General features: G+C 26.1%; 18 protein-coding genes and 3 tRNA genes. 14 read left to right on the forward strand and 7 right to left on the reverse strand.

What is annotated here, in order from left to right; all coding sequences use genetic code 11:
- Positions 1-3: 3 nt before the first annotated feature.
- Genes CJ670_RS03175 through CJ670_RS03185 form a run of 3 tightly spaced genes read right to left on the reverse strand, consistent with a single transcriptional unit; the run spans position 4 to position 2,177 of the window.
- Positions 4-1,071 carry an LptF/LptG family permease gene (locus tag CJ670_RS03175; protein ID WP_105938825.1) on the reverse strand — a complete coding sequence of 356 codons (1,068 nt, stop codon included), beginning with the start codon at positions 1,069-1,071 and terminating at the stop codon, positions 4-6.
- Positions 1,068-1,631, reverse strand: a complete 564-nt coding sequence (gene pth / locus CJ670_RS03180) for an aminoacyl-tRNA hydrolase (protein WP_105910862.1) — start codon at positions 1,629-1,631, stop codon at positions 1,068-1,070. The genes CJ670_RS03175 and pth overlap by 4 nt, the downstream gene beginning before the upstream one ends.
- 9 nt (positions 1,632-1,640) lie before the next feature.
- Positions 1,641-2,177: a 50S ribosomal protein L25/general stress protein Ctc gene (locus CJ670_RS03185; RefSeq protein ID WP_105910861.1), complete on the reverse strand. Its 537-nt coding sequence runs from the start codon at positions 2,175-2,177 to the stop codon at positions 1,641-1,643.
- 184 nt (positions 2,178-2,361) lie between these two features.
- On the opposite strand from CJ670_RS03185, the gene folD reads away from it, so the two are divergent.
- From folD to CJ670_RS03235, 11 genes are all read left to right on the forward strand, one after another.
- Positions 2,362-3,222, forward strand: a complete 861-nt coding sequence (gene folD / locus CJ670_RS03190) for a bifunctional methylenetetrahydrofolate dehydrogenase/methenyltetrahydrofolate cyclohydrolase FolD (RefSeq protein ID WP_105938826.1) — start codon at positions 2,362-2,364, stop codon at positions 3,220-3,222.
- On the forward strand, positions 3,223-4,005 hold the full coding sequence (gene lepB, locus CJ670_RS03195; protein WP_105938827.1) for a signal peptidase I: 783 nt from the start codon (positions 3,223-3,225) through the stop codon (positions 4,003-4,005). It abuts the gene before it with no gap.
- Positions 4,005-4,460 (forward strand): ribose 5-phosphate isomerase B, encoded by a 456-nt coding sequence (gene rpiB, locus CJ670_RS03200; RefSeq protein WP_105914596.1) that lies wholly within the window; start codon positions 4,005-4,007, stop codon positions 4,458-4,460. The genes lepB and rpiB overlap by 1 nt, the downstream gene beginning before the upstream one ends.
- A gap of 28 nt (positions 4,461-4,488) precedes the next feature.
- Positions 4,489-4,620: a hypothetical protein gene (locus CJ670_RS11035; protein WP_265735144.1), complete on the forward strand. Its 132-nt coding sequence runs from the start codon at positions 4,489-4,491 to the stop codon at positions 4,618-4,620.
- The gene (locus tag CJ670_RS03205) at positions 4,617-5,846 is read left to right on the forward strand and encodes an HD domain-containing protein (RefSeq protein WP_105938828.1); all 1,230 of its coding nucleotides are present in this window, start codon (positions 4,617-4,619) and stop codon (positions 5,844-5,846) included. Before CJ670_RS11035 ends, CJ670_RS03205 begins: the two co-directional genes overlap by 4 nt.
- A 28-nt stretch (positions 5,847-5,874) precedes the next feature.
- The gene (locus CJ670_RS03210) at positions 5,875-7,389 is read left to right on the forward strand and encodes a UvrD-helicase domain-containing protein (protein ID WP_105938829.1); all 1,515 of its coding nucleotides are present in this window, start codon (positions 5,875-5,877) and stop codon (positions 7,387-7,389) included.
- 84 nt (positions 7,390-7,473) lie between these two features.
- Positions 7,474-8,223, forward strand: a complete 750-nt coding sequence (locus CJ670_RS03215; RefSeq protein WP_105910855.1) for a hypothetical protein — start codon at positions 7,474-7,476, stop codon at positions 8,221-8,223.
- Positions 8,224-8,294: 71 nt separating this feature from the next.
- A tRNA-Gln gene (locus CJ670_RS03220) sits at positions 8,295-8,369 on the forward strand.
- 23 nt (positions 8,370-8,392) lie between these two features.
- Positions 8,393-8,477: transfer RNA gene (locus tag CJ670_RS03225), tRNA-Tyr, on the forward strand.
- 16 nt (positions 8,478-8,493) lie between these two features.
- A tRNA-Phe gene (locus CJ670_RS03230) sits at positions 8,494-8,569 on the forward strand.
- A 79-nt stretch (positions 8,570-8,648) separates the two neighbouring features.
- On the forward strand, positions 8,649-9,158 hold the full coding sequence (locus tag CJ670_RS03235; protein ID WP_105938830.1) for an NADPH-dependent FMN reductase: 510 nt from the start codon (positions 8,649-8,651) through the stop codon (positions 9,156-9,158).
- Between the two features lie 30 nt (positions 9,159-9,188).
- Here the strand turns inward: CJ670_RS03235 and CJ670_RS03240 are convergent, their stop codons facing one another.
- Entirely contained in the window at positions 9,189-10,895 is a 1,707-nt protein-coding gene (locus tag CJ670_RS03240) for a bifunctional diguanylate cyclase/phosphodiesterase (protein ID WP_228154192.1), read from the reverse strand.
- A gap of 174 nt (positions 10,896-11,069) precedes the next feature.
- Here CJ670_RS03240 and pdxH point away from each other — a divergent pair, with 174 nt between their 5' ends.
- Both pdxH and CJ670_RS03250 read left to right on the forward strand, forming a co-directional pair.
- The gene (gene pdxH / locus CJ670_RS03245) at positions 11,070-11,708 is read left to right on the forward strand and encodes a pyridoxamine 5'-phosphate oxidase (RefSeq protein WP_105938831.1); all 639 of its coding nucleotides are present in this window, start codon (positions 11,070-11,072) and stop codon (positions 11,706-11,708) included.
- Positions 11,709-11,710: 2 nt separating this feature from the next.
- Complete coding sequence (locus CJ670_RS03250; protein ID WP_105938832.1) at positions 11,711-12,613, forward strand: cation diffusion facilitator family transporter; 903 nt, start codon at positions 11,711-11,713, stop codon at positions 12,611-12,613.
- 51 nt (positions 12,614-12,664) lie between these two features.
- Here the strand turns inward: CJ670_RS03250 and CJ670_RS03255 are convergent, their stop codons facing one another.
- From CJ670_RS03255 to CJ670_RS03265, 3 genes are read right to left on the reverse strand one after another with little or no spacing between them, the layout of a single operon-like run.
- A complete protein-coding gene (locus CJ670_RS03255) occupies positions 12,665-14,800 on the reverse strand; it encodes a diguanylate cyclase domain-containing protein (protein WP_105910850.1) in 2,136 nt (711 codons plus the stop codon).
- Between the two features lie 53 nt (positions 14,801-14,853).
- Entirely contained in the window at positions 14,854-16,221 is a 1,368-nt protein-coding gene (dbpA, locus tag CJ670_RS03260; protein WP_105910849.1) for an ATP-dependent RNA helicase DbpA, read from the reverse strand.
- Positions 16,211-16,771 (reverse strand): DedA family protein, encoded by a 561-nt coding sequence (locus tag CJ670_RS03265; protein ID WP_105910848.1) that lies wholly within the window; start codon positions 16,769-16,771, stop codon positions 16,211-16,213. Before CJ670_RS03265 ends, dbpA begins: the two co-directional genes overlap by 11 nt.
- Before the next feature lie 114 nt (positions 16,772-16,885).
- On the opposite strand from CJ670_RS03265, the gene CJ670_RS03270 reads away from it, so the two are divergent.
- Positions 16,886-17,671, forward strand: coding sequence for a DUF4197 domain-containing protein (locus CJ670_RS03270; protein ID WP_105910847.1), 786 nt, complete (start codon positions 16,886-16,888; stop codon positions 17,669-17,671).
- The last annotated feature ends 17 nt before the right edge of the window (positions 17,672-17,688 follow it).

Below are 17,688 nucleotides of genomic sequence, written 5' to 3' on the forward strand. Positions count from 1 at the left end.
ATCCTATATAGTTTTTATTCTAGATTGATAAACATACATGGCTATTGCAAACCAAATAATCAAAGGTAATAATAAAGCTAGCTCTGGATTTAAAACGCCAGAACTTGTAATTTTAAATAAAAAGAAAAAAACTCCCCAAACAATTAAAGTACCAAAAATACCAAAAGATACAAAAATTCCTAATCTAAAAAATCTACTATTTAAAGAACTATATGCAAATAGCAAAAAAAGTAGTGGTATTATAAAAAATGGAACAAATAGCTGATTATATATATTCCCTCTTATTTTTGAAGTGTTTACACCTTGTTTTTCTAATAAAAACATAGCATTTACTGCATCTAGCAGTGAAGAGTCACTTCTTGCTTCATATACATTGTCCAATATCTTTGGCTGAAAACCATCTAATGTATTTAAAAATTTCTCATATTTTATTGTGAGTTTAGAGTTCATATCAATCTCTTTTGGTTTTGTAGTAATTTTTGCATCTACAATATACCATTTATTGTTTTGAAAATATGCTTTTTGTGCAACAATAGTTTCAACAACATCTTTTCCATCTAATTTAAAAATATGTATATTTTCTGCTCTTTTTTCAAGTGGAAAAAGCTTTTGGAAATATACAAAATTATCATTATATTTCAAAAATATATCACTTTTTGTACTTGAGAAGTATTCATTGTCTAAAATCTTCTTTTTTTGTTCATAAGAGTATGCCAAAGGTGTCATTTGTAAAAATATTAAAACAACTAAAAATATTAAACCTAAAGACAATATAGGCAAAAATATATTTGTTCTTCCAGCCCCTAAAGAGTAAAATGCAACATATTCATTATTTTTAATAAATGTTATTAAAGTTGAAATCCAAGCAAAAACTATTGATAAAGGAAGAGTTAAAGTAAGTGTAAAAAATGCATTGTAAAAGATATATAGCAACTGTAAATTTGCTGATTGAGGTATAGATTTGAAATTTTGTAAAAAGTCAATTCCTACAAAAAATATCTCCAAAGATAGTAAAATGATAATAAAGTTTTTAAGATACTTTTCAATTATATATTTTGTTAAAATACTCATATAGACTGCTTTAATGTAAATTTAGCCTTAACTTCATCAATACTAAGTTGCTTTAAAGCTTCAACACAAGAAGCAACATGTGGAATGATTTTGTTATTTAACTCTTCAAACTCTGTTTTACTAAAATCACTTAAAACATAGTTTGCAACATCTTCTTTATCTTTTGGTTTTCCAATTCCTACTCTAACCCTTATATACTCTTTTGTAATATGGCTATCAAGAGATTTCAAACCATTGTGTCCACCATGACCACCACCTATTTTAAACTTAACAGTTCCAAAAGGCAAATCTATATCATCATGAATAATAATAATATTTTCTAAATCAACTTTGTAATAATCCATAATATTTTTTACAGCAATTCCTGAATTATTCATATATGTAGTTGGTTTAGAAAATAGATTATATCCTGATTTTAAAAGAGTTGATTGAAAATTTGAGTTGTTTATAGAAGTTGTATTTAGATTTTTAGTCATAAAATCTACGACTAAAAATCCAATGTTGTGTCTTGTATTTTGGTATTTATCACCAATATTTCCAAGACCAACAATCAAATACATATGTTTTGATTATTTAGCTTTTATTATACCAACGATTGGAACTCGTTGGTCTAAATAACAATCAACACCCTCTGGAAGTGTAATATCTCTTAAAAGAATATTATCTCCTGTATCCAAATTTGTAACATCTAAAGTAATATTATTTGGTAAATTTTCAATTGCACATTTAACTGGAATTTTTCTAGTATGTAGCATTAAAAGACCTTTATTTTTAAGACCTTTTGCACTTCCTGTTGTTACAACTGGGATAAAATATGAAGCTCTAATACCTTTTTGAGCAATCATTAAATCAACATGTAATAAATCAGAAGTAATTGGACATTTTTGGTACTCTTTTACAACTACATTTAAAACTTTTCCATCTACTTTTACATCAAAAGCTAGTGTAGTTTTATTTTTTAAAAACTTAATATACTCATTTCTTTTGAATGCTGCAGAAATATTCTCAAGACCTTTTCCATAGATATTTGCAATTAAATATCCATCTTTTCTTAAAGCCTTTACAGCTGGTTTAGTTATACTATCTCTTACGATACCCTCTAACATTTTAGTCCTTTGTTTTAATTTTAAATTGAACGCGGATTATATTTAAGATTTACTAAATATTAGGTTAAAATATAAGCTAAATTTGTAAAGATAAAACATCTAATAAACTAAAAAATATTTTAATTCAATTTTAGATACAATTTACTCTAAAAAAATCAATAACTTAAATTATAAGGTAAAAAACATGGTACTACTAGATGGGAAAACGCTATCAGCAAAGATAAAAGAAGAGGTAAAAATTGAAGTTACTAAAATTGTAAAAGAGAAAAACATAACTCCAGGACTTGCAGTTATTCTTGTAGGAAATGATGCAGCAAGTGCAACTTATGTTGCAAGTAAGGCAAAAGCTTGTAAAGATGCAGGAATTTACTCAGTTGTGCATGAAATGCCAGAAAGCATAACTCAAGAAGAGTTACTTGATACTATAAATATGATGAACAATAACCCAAAACTTGATGGTATTTTAGTACAACTTCCACTTCCAAAACATATAGATACGACAACTGTTTTAGAAGCTATAAATCCATTAAAAGATGTTGATGGTTTCCATCCATATAATGTTGGAAGAATGGTTTCTAATCTTGATTCTTTCTTACCAGCAACTCCATTTGGTGTTATGAGAATGTTTGAAGAGCATAATATTGAACTAAGTGGAAAAGATGTTGTAGTTATTGGAAGTAGCGATATTGTTGGAAAACCTATGGCATCACTTTTAATAAATAAAAAAGCAACAGTTACTGTTTGTAATAGTAGAACAAAAGATTTAAAATCTCACACTTTAAGAGCTGATATTGTAATTATTGCTGTTGGAGTTCCTTATTTACTTAAAGAAGATATGGTAAAAGATAAAGCAATTGTAATTGATGTTGGAATCAATAGACTTGATACTGGTAAGCTTGTAGGTGATGCTGATTTTGAAGGACTTAAAAACAAATGTTCTTTTTTAACTCCAGTTCCAGGTGGAGTAGGACCCATGACAATTGCAATGTTGCTTAAAAATACAATAAAAGCTGCAAAATTAAGAGAAAAAAGAGAAACAAAATAGATGTTAAAAAAAATTTATAACTGGTCATCTTCTTGGACTGGTACAATAGTAATTGTACTTACAATTATATTTTTTGTGGCTCAAGCCTTTGTAATTCCAAGTGGAAGTATGAAAAATACTCTTCTAATAGGTGATATGCTTTTTGTTAAAAAATTTGCTTATGGAGTTCCAACTCCTACAATTCCTTGGATTGAAGTAAAAGTTTTACCAGATTTTAAAGGAAATGGTCATTTAATAGAAGGGGAGCGACCAAAAAGAGGTGATATTGTAGTATTTAGATATCCTCACGATCCAGACATTCACTATGTAAAAAGAGCAGTTGCCACAAGTGGTGATACTATATTTTTAAAAAATAAAATTTTATATCTTCATCCAAAAGAGGGAAATGAGTTTGTAAAAACTGAATTTAAAGATTATGAAACTATTGATTCAAATGGAAAACTTTTTGTTGTAAGTCCTTACGAAAAAGAGCATAAAGGAATTCATAATGACCAAAATGTTACAAGAAATCTAGTAGCTCCAAAAGAGCTATTTGATATGCAAGAAATTGTTATACCAGAAGACGAAACATTTATGATGGGAGACAATCGTGACCACTCAAATGACTCAAGATTTTGGGGAAGTGTACATTATAAATATATAGTTGGGAAACCTTGGTTTATCTATTTTTCGTGGGATGATGATTATAAAATTAGATGGGATAGAGTTTTTAGAACTGTTGAAAGTTTAGAAAAAGATATTGATATAACAGCTGAAATTAAGCATGAGGAAGGAATTTATTAATGAAATATTTTATCGGTGCTGACCATGCTGGAATTGAAATAAAAGCATTTGTAAAAGATTTATTTGAGCAAAGAGGACATGAAGTTGAAGATTTAGGTCCATATAATAAAGATAGAGTTGATTATCCTGATTTTGCAGCAAAAGTTTGTAAAAAAGTTTTAGAAAATAGTGGTTCAATGGGTATTTTGATTTGTGGAAGTGGAATTGGAATGAGTATGGCCGCAAATAAATTTGATGGAATAAGAGCAGCACTTTGTCACAATGAATACAGTGCAAGAATGGCTAGAAAACACAACGATGCAAATGTTATTTGTCTAGGTGAAAGAGTTAGCGGTGAAGGTATGATTGAAGCTATAATAAAAGCTTGGGATAAAGCAGAATTTGAAGAGGGAAGACACACGCAAAGAGTTGAAAAAATAAACTCTTTAAGTAAAATTGGAAGTTGTAGAGCATAATTTTAATTTTATACACAAGGGAAATATTATGGCTGATTGGCAAGTTTATTTAATGATGTCTGCAATTGTTGCAGCAATGCTTCTAGGAAAAAAACTTATGTTTTTTGATAGTAATAAAAAAAACAGTGATGATAAAAAAATCAACAAGGACAAAAATTGATAAATCCAAAAATTATCGACTATATATTTTCAAGTGCATCTATTCAAAGATGGAATGACTATCCAAGAATGGTTGATTTAGTAGAACTTGACAAACAAGCACATAAATTTATAATTGCATATTTTATAGCAAAACTCGAAGATGATATAAATTTTACACACTTAATAGAAGCTGGAATTTTTGAGTTTTTAAGAAGAGTTGTTGTTACAGATATTAGACCTGATGTTTTTAGAAAAGCTTTACAAAAAAAATCAACAGAGATTAACTCATGGGTTGTAGGCAAACTAAAAAGCTCTATTGAAAATATAGATAATGGAAACTTTTTACAAAAATTTGAAGAATTTTTAAGTGATCCAAATATGTACAAAAAAGAGAGATTTATACTAAAAGCCGCTTCATATTTATCTACAAAATGGGAATTTTCAATAGTTTATCAAACAAGTCAATTTTTAAGTGATATTGAAGATGTAAAAAAAGATGTTGATGCTGAAATTGAAGATTACTATGAACTAATTGGTGTACGAAAAATTGCTTTAAATAAAAAGTTAGCAAAAATAGTAGACTTAAGTGGAAGATTAAGATTTCAAAAAAGATGGGCTCAAACTCCAAGAATTCCTGAAACTTCAGTTTTAGGACACATGCTAACAGTTGCTTTGTTTTCATATTTTTACTCTTTAGAAGTAAAGGCTTGTGACAAAAGATTACAAAATAACTTTTTTACAGCACTATTTCATGATTTACCAGAAGCTCTAACAAGAGATATTATAAGTCCAGTAAAATACAGTGTAGATGAACTTTCAGAGATAATTTCTGAATATGAAGTTGAAAAAATAGAAGATGATATTTTGCCAAATATTCCTATAAATATTCAAGAAGAATTCTCTTATATTCTAGGAATTTCAAAAGGAATAAAAGAAGAATTTGCAAATAAAGTTAAAATAGATGGAAATATAACAGAAGTTGATGACATAAGTAAATATAATCTTGATAAATATGAAGCAATAGATGGTTTAGCTCTTAAACAATGTGATAAATTATCTGCTTTTGTTGAAGCATCTTTATCAATTTCGCATGGTATAAAAAGTAAAGAGTTAATAAGCGGGAAAAAAGAGATTTTAAAAGGTTTAAAAGAGATAAATGGAGTTGATTTTAAACAAATAGCTCTTGATATTGACAATGAGTTTGGAAGCAATGGACAGATTCAAACAACTTTAGATTTTGAATAATCTTTTATTTTTAAAAGTATTTATATAAGTGTTATTAACTGCTGAGCAAGAAAAAATTGTAAATAGCTCTTTAGGCTCGTTTAAGATAAATGCTGTTGCTGGAAGCGGTAAAACAACAACTCTTCTTGAGTATGCAAAAAAGAATTCAAATTTAAGAATTTTGTATTTAGCTTATAATAAATCTTTACAAATTGCTCTAAATGAAAAGTTAAAAGATTATCATTTACCACATCTTTATATAAGTACAATTCACTCTTTAGCATACAATAAAACTGAAGCGTACAGATATAAACTAACACCTGAATTAAAAACAAATATTTTAGAAAAACTAATAGTAAATCACGAATTTCAAGATAATAAAAAGAGCTACTACCCTAGTTTGGAATATACAACAATTCTAAAAAACCTTGTAAATTTTTACTGCAATTCAAATCTAATAGAACTTGATTTAAAACTTCTTGAAGAGTTTAAAAAGCAAAATGATTTTGGAGTAAAAATATTAGATATTTTAAACAAAAAAGAAAAAAAACTCTTAGAGCATTTAAAATTAGCTCTTAGCTCTATGAAATTAGGAAAAATAGAGGCTATTCATGATTTTTATCTAAAAATGTTCTATTTAAATAAAAAAATATCTTCAAACCTAAATTATGATTTAATTTTAATTGATGAAGCACAAGATATAAGTGATGTGATGATAGGAATAATTGAAAATCAAAAATGTAGAAAAATATATGTTGGAGATAGTTTTCAACAAATTTATAGTTTTAGATATGCTTCAAATGCACTTAATAAAATAGATTTACCATCTTTTGAATTAACTTTTAGCTTTAGATTTTCAAATAGCTATGCAAAATTTTTACAATCTTATTTAAACTCTCTTTATACTTTAAATGGTTCAAAGAATATTTTTTTAAATGGAATTGATGACAATAAAATAACTACAAAAATAGGAAAAGAGTTTTTAGATTCTAACAAACCATTCACAATAATTTCTAGAACAACTTTTGGATTAATTCAAGAATTAATAAAACATATTCACAATAAAAAGAGATTATTTTTCGAAGGTGGTTATAACTCTTACTCTTTTATGAATCAAACTGTTTACTCTATTTTTTATCTAAAAAATAGAAAAAATGAAAAAATAACTGTTGATGAAATAAAAAATTTTGATACAATTTTTGAGCTTGAGACATTTGCAAAAGAGACAAAAAATCAAGATTATCTAAATATTATTAGATTTGTAAATAACTACGGTGATAATATTTTTGAAATAAATAAAAAAATTAAAGAGTATTTAGTTTCAAATAAAGATGAAGCAGATATTATCTTCACAACAACACATAAAGCAAAAGGTATGGAGTATAATCAAGTAATTATGACAGATGATTTCATCACAAAAAAAGATATATTAAATAGAAAAAAAAATCTTAGTTTTGCTTCAATTTGTGAAGAGTTAAATATATATTATGTGGCTGCTTCAAGAGCTAAATTTGTTATAAGTTTAGCTGATTTAAAACTTGATTACAAAGAAGATAAAGATTAAAAATAGTATTTTTTAAATTAAAGAAAATGAAATATGATATAATTTCCGACTTAAAATCTAAAGCAAAAAAATAAAAGGAGAAATATGCAATACTTTGGGGAGATACAAACAAAATATGAAGAGGTATTTTTAACACAAAGTTATATGTATTTCAAAAAAGATGAAGATGAAAATATTTGTGCAAAAGATTTAAAAAATCTAATAAAAACAAAAGATGATAGAAAAAAAAATATTATAGGAACTGTATTTATCTATAATCCAGTTGTTACTCCTATTGGATTTGATTCAAATAAATTTTTGCTAGAACAAGATTTCAAAACTTTTGATGAACTAATTGAACTAAAATGTGAAGGATATATAACTGTTTTCAAACAAGCAATGAAAGATAATTGTAAAGGAAAAATAGTAGAAATAAAAAACCTATTTAATCTAATCGAAGGACATGTTGACTCAAGTACTCTTTTATCAAAATTTAATGAAGATTTAGAAAAATACAACTCAACTCAAAATACAGAATTTGATAGAGATATTATGTATTTAGATGCTCAAAACTATCTTCCTTTTGGGAAATTCGTATATTTTTGTTGGGGTGATAAAATAAATGCAAAAGAGTTTTCAAATATATCAGATTACGCAAGAACAATCTATGATAATTGTGTAAAAAGTGGTAAGAAAGTAGCATTTGCTTACAAAAAAGAGAAAACTGTTGATGAATCAATAAAATATCTTCAATTTTCAAATCCTATGCAAAATCACAAAAATAAAAATTCAATCTCTTTTGCTATTAAAAGGTCTTTTGATACTTTTCCTCCACTTCCTGCTTTTTATGAATAACCTTCATAAAAAGCTAACTTTTTAGCTAATTTTAATAATTAAGATTATACAATACCGTCCACTTAAATTAATGGGGTATCGCCAAGCGGTAAGGCAACGGTTTTTGGTACCGTCACTCGAAGGTTCGAATCCTTCTACCCCATCCAAAAAATTTAAGTCTTTTTATTATGGTGAGGTTGGAGAGTGGTCAAATCCTGCGGACTGTAAATCCGCCGCCTACGGCTTCGAAGGTTCAAATCCTTCTCTCACCACCACTTTTAAAATTCATGTGGCTCGATAGCTCAGTCGGTAGAGCAAAGGATTGAAAATCCTTGTGTCGACAGTTCGATTCTGTCTCGAGCCACCACTTTAAAAAAATATCACAAAATCATATTTAAAATAATCATTAGGTATAATATTTCTTTAAAATATTATTAAGGATTTTTATGTCAAAAATTGGAATAATTGTTGCTAGTTCAAACAACAACCAAAAACTAGCTATCGAACTTCAAAAAATAGCAATTGAACTAAACTATGATAGTGAAATTATAAATTTAGTAGATTATAATCTACCTCTTTATAGCACAATTGAAGAGGAAAAAAATGGAATTCCAGAATCTGTTTTAGATTTAGCTACAAGAATAATTGATTTAAAAGCATTTATTATTGTAGCTCCTGAGTATAATGGTGTTATGCCACCTGTTTTAAATAATGCAATGGCTTGGACATCAAGAGCTACAAAAAACTGGAGAGATGCTTTTGATGATAAAATAGTAGCTCTTGCAACACACAGTGGAGGTGGAGGTCAAAAAGGTCTTCAAGCTATGAGAATTATGTTTCAACACTTAGGTGCAAATATTTTAGCAAGAGAGATTTTAACAACTTATGATAAACATCTAAATAAAAATAGTGCAATAGCAATCTTACAAAATCTTACAAAATTATCAAGAGCATAAGGATATTTATCCTTATGCTAATTTCATTATTTAATCTTCAATTTTATCACTAGGTTCATGTATATAATAACCTTGAACATAATCAACACCCAAATATTTTACTTTTTCAAAAATCTCTTTACTAGATACAAACTCTGCAATAGTCTTAAATCCTTGTTCTTTGGCGAAATTTATAATCATAGTAATTATGTTTTCATTTCCTTTACTTACCAAAACATCTTTTATCAAAGAGCCATCAATTTTAATATAATCAGCCTCTAGTTTAATCAAATACTCAAAATTTGAATATCCACTTCCAAAATCATCTATTGCAATTTTACAACCTAACTTTCTAACAGTGCAAAAGAAACCATTAATTAGATTAAAATCATCAATCTCTTCACTCTCAACAATTTCAAAAACAACTCTATTTCCAATATTCAATTCTTTTATTTTTTCTATAACATAGTTAGAAATTCCTTCATTTGAAATATCTTCAAATGTAAAGTTTATAGAAAATTCAAAATCCTTATCTTTAAAATATTCAAAACTACAATCTATCATTCTTTTTGTTAGTTGTAAGTATTGTCCAGATTTTTTTGCTATATCCAAAAAGAAAAATGGAGACACAATTTTGCCAGAATCATTTAATCTCATTAAACATTCATATTTTTCTATTTTATTTGTTTGTAAATTATATATTGCTTGATAATATGGAATAATATCGTCATTTTCTAAAGCTTTTTTAATCTTTAATGTCCAAAAAATATTCTTTTCATAATCTTTTTCTATCTCTAAATTTCTATCATAAATAATCTGATTTGGATTTGATTTTGTATATTTTCTAATAACATTTGCAGTTTCAAGAAGTGAACTTTTTGGCTCAAAAGAGAAGCTATAATTAATAGAAACAAATATCTCTCTTCCTTTTGCACGAACTGCTTTTGAAGATATTATTTTTGAAATATCATCAATACTTTTCATAAAATCACTCTTACTCTCATTTGAAGCTAATATCGCAAAAACATCTGAAGTTAGTCTATAAACACTATAACTTGGTTTTTTAATAACTAACTCTTCTATTCTTTTAGCAAGCAATTTTAAAATATAATCTCCTATTTTATAGCCAAAAAAGTCATTTACCTCACTAAAATTTTTTATATCTAATATTGATATACTTAAGTTTTCTTGTTTACTTATATCTTCAATAAGTTTATATCTACTTCCTATTTCAGTCAGATAATCTTCTCTTAAAATTCTATTTAATTTTTCTGTTTTTAAAACTAAATCTGTAATTTCATGTCTTATTGCAACATACTCAAAAATATCTCCATTTTCATCGAATATTGGAGATATCGTAGTGTTTATATAATAAAATGTACCATCTTTCTTTTTATTTTTTAAATTTCCTCTCCATATCTTTCCACTTTTTATAGTTTCCCATAAATTTCTAAAAACTTCTGAATCTTCTTCTCCTCTTAAAATATTGTGTGGTTTTCCTATAATCTCTTCTCTTTTATATTGTGAAACTTCACAAAATGTATCATTTACATAAGTAATATTTCCTTTTAAATCGCTATTTGAAACAATATTTGATGATTTTGTGGCTTTATTATATTGTCTTAAAATATTAGATTTTCTTTGAAGTTCTTTTTGTTGTGCTTGTAATTTTTTTAAACTAAAATATTTTATTATTAAAAAAGTAAGTAATAAAATGATTATAAGAAAAAGTGAGTATTCTAAAACTGTAAATATCAATATATTTCCTCTTTTAAGCTAATTAGAAATTGAAATTTGATTATACTATAATATTTTTAAAATAATTATTATTTTATATTTGTTCATAAAAAAACAGAGATAAAGAGGTTTTAAATAAATAAGATATAAAATGCTGCACTATTTTGAATTTACTATTTATAAAAAGGATTAATTTTGGATTTAACAAGCATAAGAGGAAAATATACTACAAAAGATTTTGATATAAAAGATTTAAATAAAAATCCTTTTAAACAGTTTGAGAGTTGGTTTAATGATGCTATAAATGAAAATTTATTAGAACCAAATGCTTTTTCACTATCAACTGTTGGTTCAGATATGATGCCCAGTATTAGAACAGTTTTATTAAAATATTTTGATAATGAGGGTTTTGTATTTTTCACAAATTATGAGAGTAAAAAAGCAAAACAAATTGAACAAAATCAAAAAGCTGCTGCACTTTTTACATGGTTAGCATTGGAAAGACAGATAAAAATAGAGGCAAATATTGAAAAAATATCAAAAACTGATTCTCTAAAATATTTTTTAAGTCGTCCAAAAGGTAGCCAACTTGGAGCTTGGGTTTCAAGACAAAGCGAAACTATTAGTTCAAGGGCTTTATTGGAGCAAAAATTTGATGAAATGAAAAGAAAATTTTTAAATAAAGAGATACCCTTTCCATCTTTTTGGGGTGGTTATATTTTAAAACCTATAAGAATTGAATTTTGGCAAGGAGGAGAAGATAGACTTCATGATAGATTTTTGTATGAACTGCAAGAAAATGGTGAATGGACAATATCAAGATTGGCTCCATAAATATGCCAAAAAATAAAATTTCACCTCAAAAAAAAGCAACAATAATATCTTCAAGTGTTGCAGCAATTTTAATTTTAATAAAACTTGCTTTAGGAATTATTAGTGGTTCTGTTGCTGTTTTAGCTTCTGCTGTTGATTCTGTTTTAGATATGTTTGTATCAATTTTCAATTATTTTGCAATTTTAAACTCAGAAAAACCAGCAGACAAAAAATTTAATTATGGAAGAGGAAAAATAGAAGCTTTGGCTTTATTTATCGAAGGTATTGTAATTACAATTTCTGGTTTATATTTATTTTATGAAGCAATAAAAAAAGCTATATATAAAGAGACTTCTTCATATCTTGATATTTCTATTTATGTTATGATAATTTCTTTGATAATAACAATATCTTTAGTTATTTATCTAAACAGTGTTGCAAAAAAAACAAACTCGATGGTAATAAAAGCAGATGCCTTGCATTATAAAACAGATGTTTTAAGTAATCTTGCAGTTTTATGCTCGTTAATTTTGGTTCATTTTACAAATCTTGAAATATTTGATGTGATTATAGGTATTTTAATATCTTTTTATATTATCTATTCAGCATTTTCTCTTATTAAAAAAGGTATTTTAGTTTTACTTGATGCTTCAGTTGATGATGATTTAGTTTTAAAAATAGAAGATATTTTAGAAAATAATCCAAATTTGAGCAACTTCCATTTATTAAAAACAAGAGAAGCTGCAAATAAAACATTTGTAGAAGCTCATATAGTTTTTAAGTCTCAGCAAATTACTCTCATGGAAGCACATAAAATATGTGAAAATATAGAAGAGAGTATAAAAGTTATTGATAAAAATAGAAATTGGATTGTAAATATTCATCTAGACCCATACGATGATTATTTAAAAGATGAAAGAATTTAAATAAAAATTCTAGTTTTTTATTTTATCAGATGATTAAAATACAATAAAAGTTTAGAAAAACTCTATTGTATTTTTTCCTTGTTTTTTTGCACTATACATTGCCGTATCAGCTTGTTTTATTATATCTTGAACACTAACACTTGAATCACTAAACAAAGTTATTCCAATACTTGGAGTTGAAACATTTACATGACCTTGAAGATGAGTTATACTATTTAATGCTTCTTTTATCTTCTCAGCCAAAAAGTTTATATTTCTTCTAGCATCTGCTATATTGTTTCCTAAATTATCTAGTAAAACTATAAACTCATCTCCACCAATTCTAGAAACTGTATCTTCTTCTCTTACACACTCTTTTAATTTTTTAGCAACTGTAATCAAAAGAACATCTCCAATATCATGTCCTAAAGTATCATTTACCTCTTTAAAATTATCCAAATCTATAAAAATCAAACCACCAAAAATATTGTGTCTTACTGTTTTTGTAATTGCTCTTTCTATTCTATCTGTTAAAAGAAGTCTATTTGGAAGTCCTGTTAAGTTGTCATGAGTTGCTTGATACTCTAAAATTTTCTCTTTATCTTTTTGTTCACTAATATCCATATAATGAGCAAGATAATTTGTAATATCGTCATTCTCATCTCTTATTACAGAGATTGTTGCTCTTAAAGCAATAATTTCTCCATCTGATTTTCTATTATACAAATCACCAGTCCAAGTACCATTTATTTTTAAATCATTCCATAATCTATCTATTAAAACATTATCTTGATGGGCTGTTTTAAAGATTCGTGGATTTTCTCCCAACAACTCTTCTTTTGAGTAAGACATAATTTTACAAAATGCTTGATTTACTTTTATGATTTTATTTTTATCATCAGTAATTAACATAGGAGATGATGAATCAAAAGCATAAGATGAAAGTTTTAATTCATTATCTTGCTTCATTCTTCTGTCTTCATAATCTATTTTTTCTAAACAATTTGTAATATCAAGAACTAACTTATCAAAAAGTATCTCAGCTTCACTATCAAAAAAGTTTAATTCATTTGAATATAAAATCATTACAGCAACAACTTTATTAAACTTTTTTATTGGAAAAGTTGCCATTGAGCTTATATTAAACTCATTTGCCTTACTGTAAAAAACTGATACATTTTCAGCTTTAAAATCATTTACTACAATATTAGACTCTCTTTTTATTGTTTTTGATATTATGTTTTCTTGTGAAAAATCTGCAAAACTATCTGAATGTTTTATTACAATATCTTTATATTCACTGTTTTTAGCAATAATTTGTTTATTTTCTAAATCATAAATAAAATTAAAAGTAATATTCTTACTGTCGCTTAAAAGCTCACTAATATCAAAATATAAATCATCTTTTTTTAATGTTTTGGATAAAAACTTATTTGTATGATTTAAAAGCTCGTATATATTTTTATGTTTTTGTATTTTAAAAAATGAGTCTTGTTCTTCAAAAATTATTCTTCTTAAAATAAAAAATAGTGGAACTAAAGTAAAAATACAAAAGAAAAAGAAAAGATAACTTAAATTTTTTTCAAATTTAACTTTTTCTTCAAACCCTTTTAACTCTGCTGATAAAGAGTAAAGTGTAAAATTAAAACTATTTGATAACTTTTCAATACTATTTTTTCCAACAATAATATCTTCTAATTTTAAAAGTTCTTGTTGAAAATTTGTGCTTTGAATTTTAAATCTCAATAAAAAAAGAGTATCAATCAAAGATTTATGTATAGCATTATAATGTTTTTTTATACTATCTTCATCTACTTCATCTTTTAAAACTTTTTTTCTAAAATCTTCAAGGTTAAAAAAAGATAATTTTAAGTGCGATAAATAATCTTTCCATTCAGATTTCCATGGCAAGTTATCAATTAAATTATTAAATTTGTTTATTTTTTGATTTGTACTATTTTGCTGCTCAAGTAAATAATCTAACTTTTGAGAATCTTTAAGAAAATCAAGAGATAAAATCTTCTCTTTTTCCAAAGATAATATAATATTTTGACTCTCTTTAAAATAATCAATTCGAATTTCATTTTGTTTAAAATCATTTAAAATATCCACTTTTTCCATTACTGTAATAAAGCTAAAATACAAAATTCCAAGGACTGGAATAGTAAAAATTAGGACTATTTTTGAAAATAAACTATTTTTAAACACCAAGTTCTCCTTTTAAATGTACTTTATTTTTAGATACTATCATATTTTTTTTATTATTTTTCATAAGCTCTATACAATTTACCCTTTATTTTTGTATTTTGTAACTTTTCTAAAACAAAATGCAGTTTATCTTTTTTTATAGCTACGTATGAGCAAAAATCAAATAAATCAATTGTTCCAATATCTTCTTTATTTAAACCAATTCCAGCTGTTAAAGCTCCTAAAATATCACCTTTTCTCAATTTTTGTTTTTTCCCACCATTTATAAAAATTGACCTAAAAATAGAATCTATCTCAAAACTATTGTCAAAAACAATCTCTTTTTCATCTTCAAATTCAATATCAGGAAAATGCTCTTTTATCTCTAAAGCACTTTTGGCTTCATTTGGTAAAACAAAAGTAGTAGCAACTCCACCTTTTCCAGCTCTTGCTGTTCTTCCAATACGATGAGTGTGTATTTTATAGTTCAAAGCTAAATCATAGTTAATTACTAAATCTATATCATTTATATCAATTCCTCTACTTGCAACATCACTTGCTATTAAAACTGGATAACTTTTATTTGAAAATATAGTAAGAGTTTCATCTCTTTCTTTTTGGTCTAAATCGCTATGAAGTGTAATTGCATCAATATCTCTTTCAAAAAGTGAATCTGCTAACTCTTCACAAGTTACTCTTTGATTACAAAAAATTATTGTACTGTTTGCTTGATACTTTTTTATCAATTTTTCTATTAAATTATCTTTTGAATCTCTTGAATTTACTTCATAAAAAACTTGTTTTATAATATTTTGCTCTTCATTTTCTATTTCAATATTTACAGGATTATTTAAAAAATTTAATGCTAAATTTTTAATCTCACTTGGAAATGTTGCAGAAAAAAGAAGAGTTTGTCTTTGTTTTGGCAAAAATGAACATACAGTTGAAATATCATCAAAAAATCCCATATCTAGCATTTTATCAGCTTCATCTAAAACAAAAGTATTTATATTTTCTAGTTTTAAATTTCCTTCACTTATATGTTTTAATACTCTTCCAGCAGTTCCTACAATAATATGAGCTTCGTGTTCTAGTGAAACAACTTGTGGTCGATAAGGAACTCCTCCGCACAATGTTAATACTTTTATATTTGGTGTAGATCTTAGAACTTCTCTTAAAGTTATTGCAATTTGAGTTGCTAACTCTCTTGTTGGAGCCAAAATCAAAGATTGAACTCTATATTTTTTCTTATCTAAGTTATTTATAATTGGCAAACAAAAAGCTAGAGTTTTTCCACTTCCTGTTTTTGCACGAGCTATAATATCTTTTTTTTCTAAACTATGTTTTAAACTATTTTCTTGAATAGGAGTTAATGTTTTATAACCCAAACTTTCAAGATTTTCTATTAAATTTTCTTCTAAATTTAAATCTCTAAATATCATTTTCTTTACTCTTTCTTTTCTTTTTTGGTCTAAAACTAATAATCAAAATTGTAAGCACTATAACAACTGTAGCAAGACCTACATATTTAATATTCTCTGCATATTCAAGTAAAAATGAACCTGCAATATAACTAGCATATCCTATAGTACATGCCCATAATATAGAAGCTATAGAGTTAATAATTGTAAATTTAAAAGCACTATAATCCGACAAACCCATAACAAGCGGAACTAAAGTTTTAATTCCATAAATATATTTTTGAATAATTATTACAAAAAGACCATATTTTCTAAATAAAAGTTGTACAAGGGCAACTTTTCTTTTATGATTATTCATCATATTTTGAGCATAACTTTTATTGTTTTTTGCCATAAAAAACAGAAACTGACTACCAATAATATTTGCAACAGCAGCAACTATAACTGTAATATAAATATTTAAAGTACCATCAAATGAAAAAGCCCCAGCAATTGCAAGAGCCAAAAAACCGCCACCAAATGAATATAAAAAAAGAGCTATATAGCCCCAATCTTGAATAAACTGTTCCATAACTTTCCTATATTTTATTAAAGTTATTATTTTATCTAAATCTTGTTTGATTATAGCTATTGTCTAAATTTAGTATAAATTTTATATAATAAAAAAATTTATTTAGGAGATTTTATGAAAAAAACAGTTTTGATATCATCAATATTATTAACATCTATTTTTGCGTTTGATTTAAAAAGTATTGCTACAGAAGTTGGAAAAAATATACCTTCAACTACTAATCAATCACAAAATAAATCAAACTTAGACAATAGTACAATTTCTAGCGGTTTAAAAGAGGCTTTAAAAAGTGGTGTAACATTTGCTACAACACAACTTGGGAAAAAAGATGGTTATTTAAACAACAAAGATGTAAGAATTCCTCTTCCTGATAATTTAGCAAATGCTGAAATGCTTATAAGAAAAGCTGGTGGAGATAAAATGGCTGATGATTTAATTAAATCTATGAATAGTGCAGCTTCACAAGCAGCTCCAAAAACTGCTGATATTTTTATGGATACTATTTCAAAAATGAGTTTAACTGATGCCCAAAAGATTTTGAATAGTGGAGAAAATGGAGCAACAGATTATTTCAAAGAAAATACAACAGACTCTTTGAAAAAAATGATTAAACCAATTATTCAATCTAGTATGAAAGAGAATAATGTTGCACAATATTACGATATGGCAAATAATTTTTATCAATCAAGTGCAAAACCACTTTTAAATAATAGTGCAATTTCAGGTTTAGCAAAAAATTTAGGAGTAAATACAAATAGCTCTGATGAGAGTTTAGATGATTTTGTTACACAAAAAGCTATTGATGGTCTTTTTACTATGATAGGTGAAAAAGAAGCTGGTATTAGAGCAAATCCTGTTGAACAAACTAGTTCAATTTTAAAACAAGTATTTGGAAAATAAAATATTTTTAAACTAGT

The sequence above is a fragment of the Arcobacter cryaerophilus gv. crypticus genome (assembly GCF_002993025.1).
Taxonomy (GTDB): Bacteria; Campylobacterota; Campylobacteria; order Campylobacterales; family Arcobacteraceae; genus Aliarcobacter; species Aliarcobacter cryaerophilus_B.

Excerpts from the sequence above, each read along its gene's own strand:
- CJ670_RS03175 (WP_105938825.1), bottom strand. The coding sequence starts at position 1,071 with ATGAGTATTTTAACAAAATATATAATTGAAAAGTATCTTAAAAACTTT.
- pth (WP_105910862.1), bottom strand. The coding sequence starts at position 1,631 with ATGTATTTGATTGTTGGTCTTGGAAATATTGGTGATAAATACCAAAAT.
- CJ670_RS03185 (WP_105910861.1), bottom strand. The coding sequence starts at position 2,177 with ATGTTAGAGGGTATCGTAAGAGATAGTATAACTAAACCAGCTGTAAAG.
- folD (WP_105938826.1), top strand. The coding sequence starts at position 2,362 with ATGGTACTACTAGATGGGAAAACGCTATCAGCAAAGATAAAAGAAGAG.
- lepB (WP_105938827.1), top strand. The coding sequence starts at position 3,223 with ATGTTAAAAAAAATTTATAACTGGTCATCTTCTTGGACTGGTACAATA.
- rpiB (WP_105914596.1), top strand. The coding sequence starts at position 4,005 with ATGAAATATTTTATCGGTGCTGACCATGCTGGAATTGAAATAAAAGCA.
- CJ670_RS11035 (WP_265735144.1), top strand. The coding sequence starts at position 4,489 with ATGGCTGATTGGCAAGTTTATTTAATGATGTCTGCAATTGTTGCAGCA.
- CJ670_RS03215 (WP_105910855.1), top strand. The coding sequence starts at position 7,474 with ATGCAATACTTTGGGGAGATACAAACAAAATATGAAGAGGTATTTTTA.
- CJ670_RS03235 (WP_105938830.1), top strand. The coding sequence starts at position 8,649 with ATGTCAAAAATTGGAATAATTGTTGCTAGTTCAAACAACAACCAAAAA.
- CJ670_RS03250 (WP_105938832.1), top strand. The coding sequence starts at position 11,711 with ATGCCAAAAAATAAAATTTCACCTCAAAAAAAAGCAACAATAATATCT.
- dbpA (WP_105910849.1), bottom strand. The coding sequence starts at position 16,221 with ATGATATTTAGAGATTTAAATTTAGAAGAAAATTTAATAGAAAATCTT.
- CJ670_RS03265 (WP_105910848.1), bottom strand. The coding sequence starts at position 16,771 with ATGGAACAGTTTATTCAAGATTGGGGCTATATAGCTCTTTTTTTATAT.
- CJ670_RS03270 (WP_105910847.1), top strand. The coding sequence starts at position 16,886 with ATGAAAAAAACAGTTTTGATATCATCAATATTATTAACATCTATTTTT.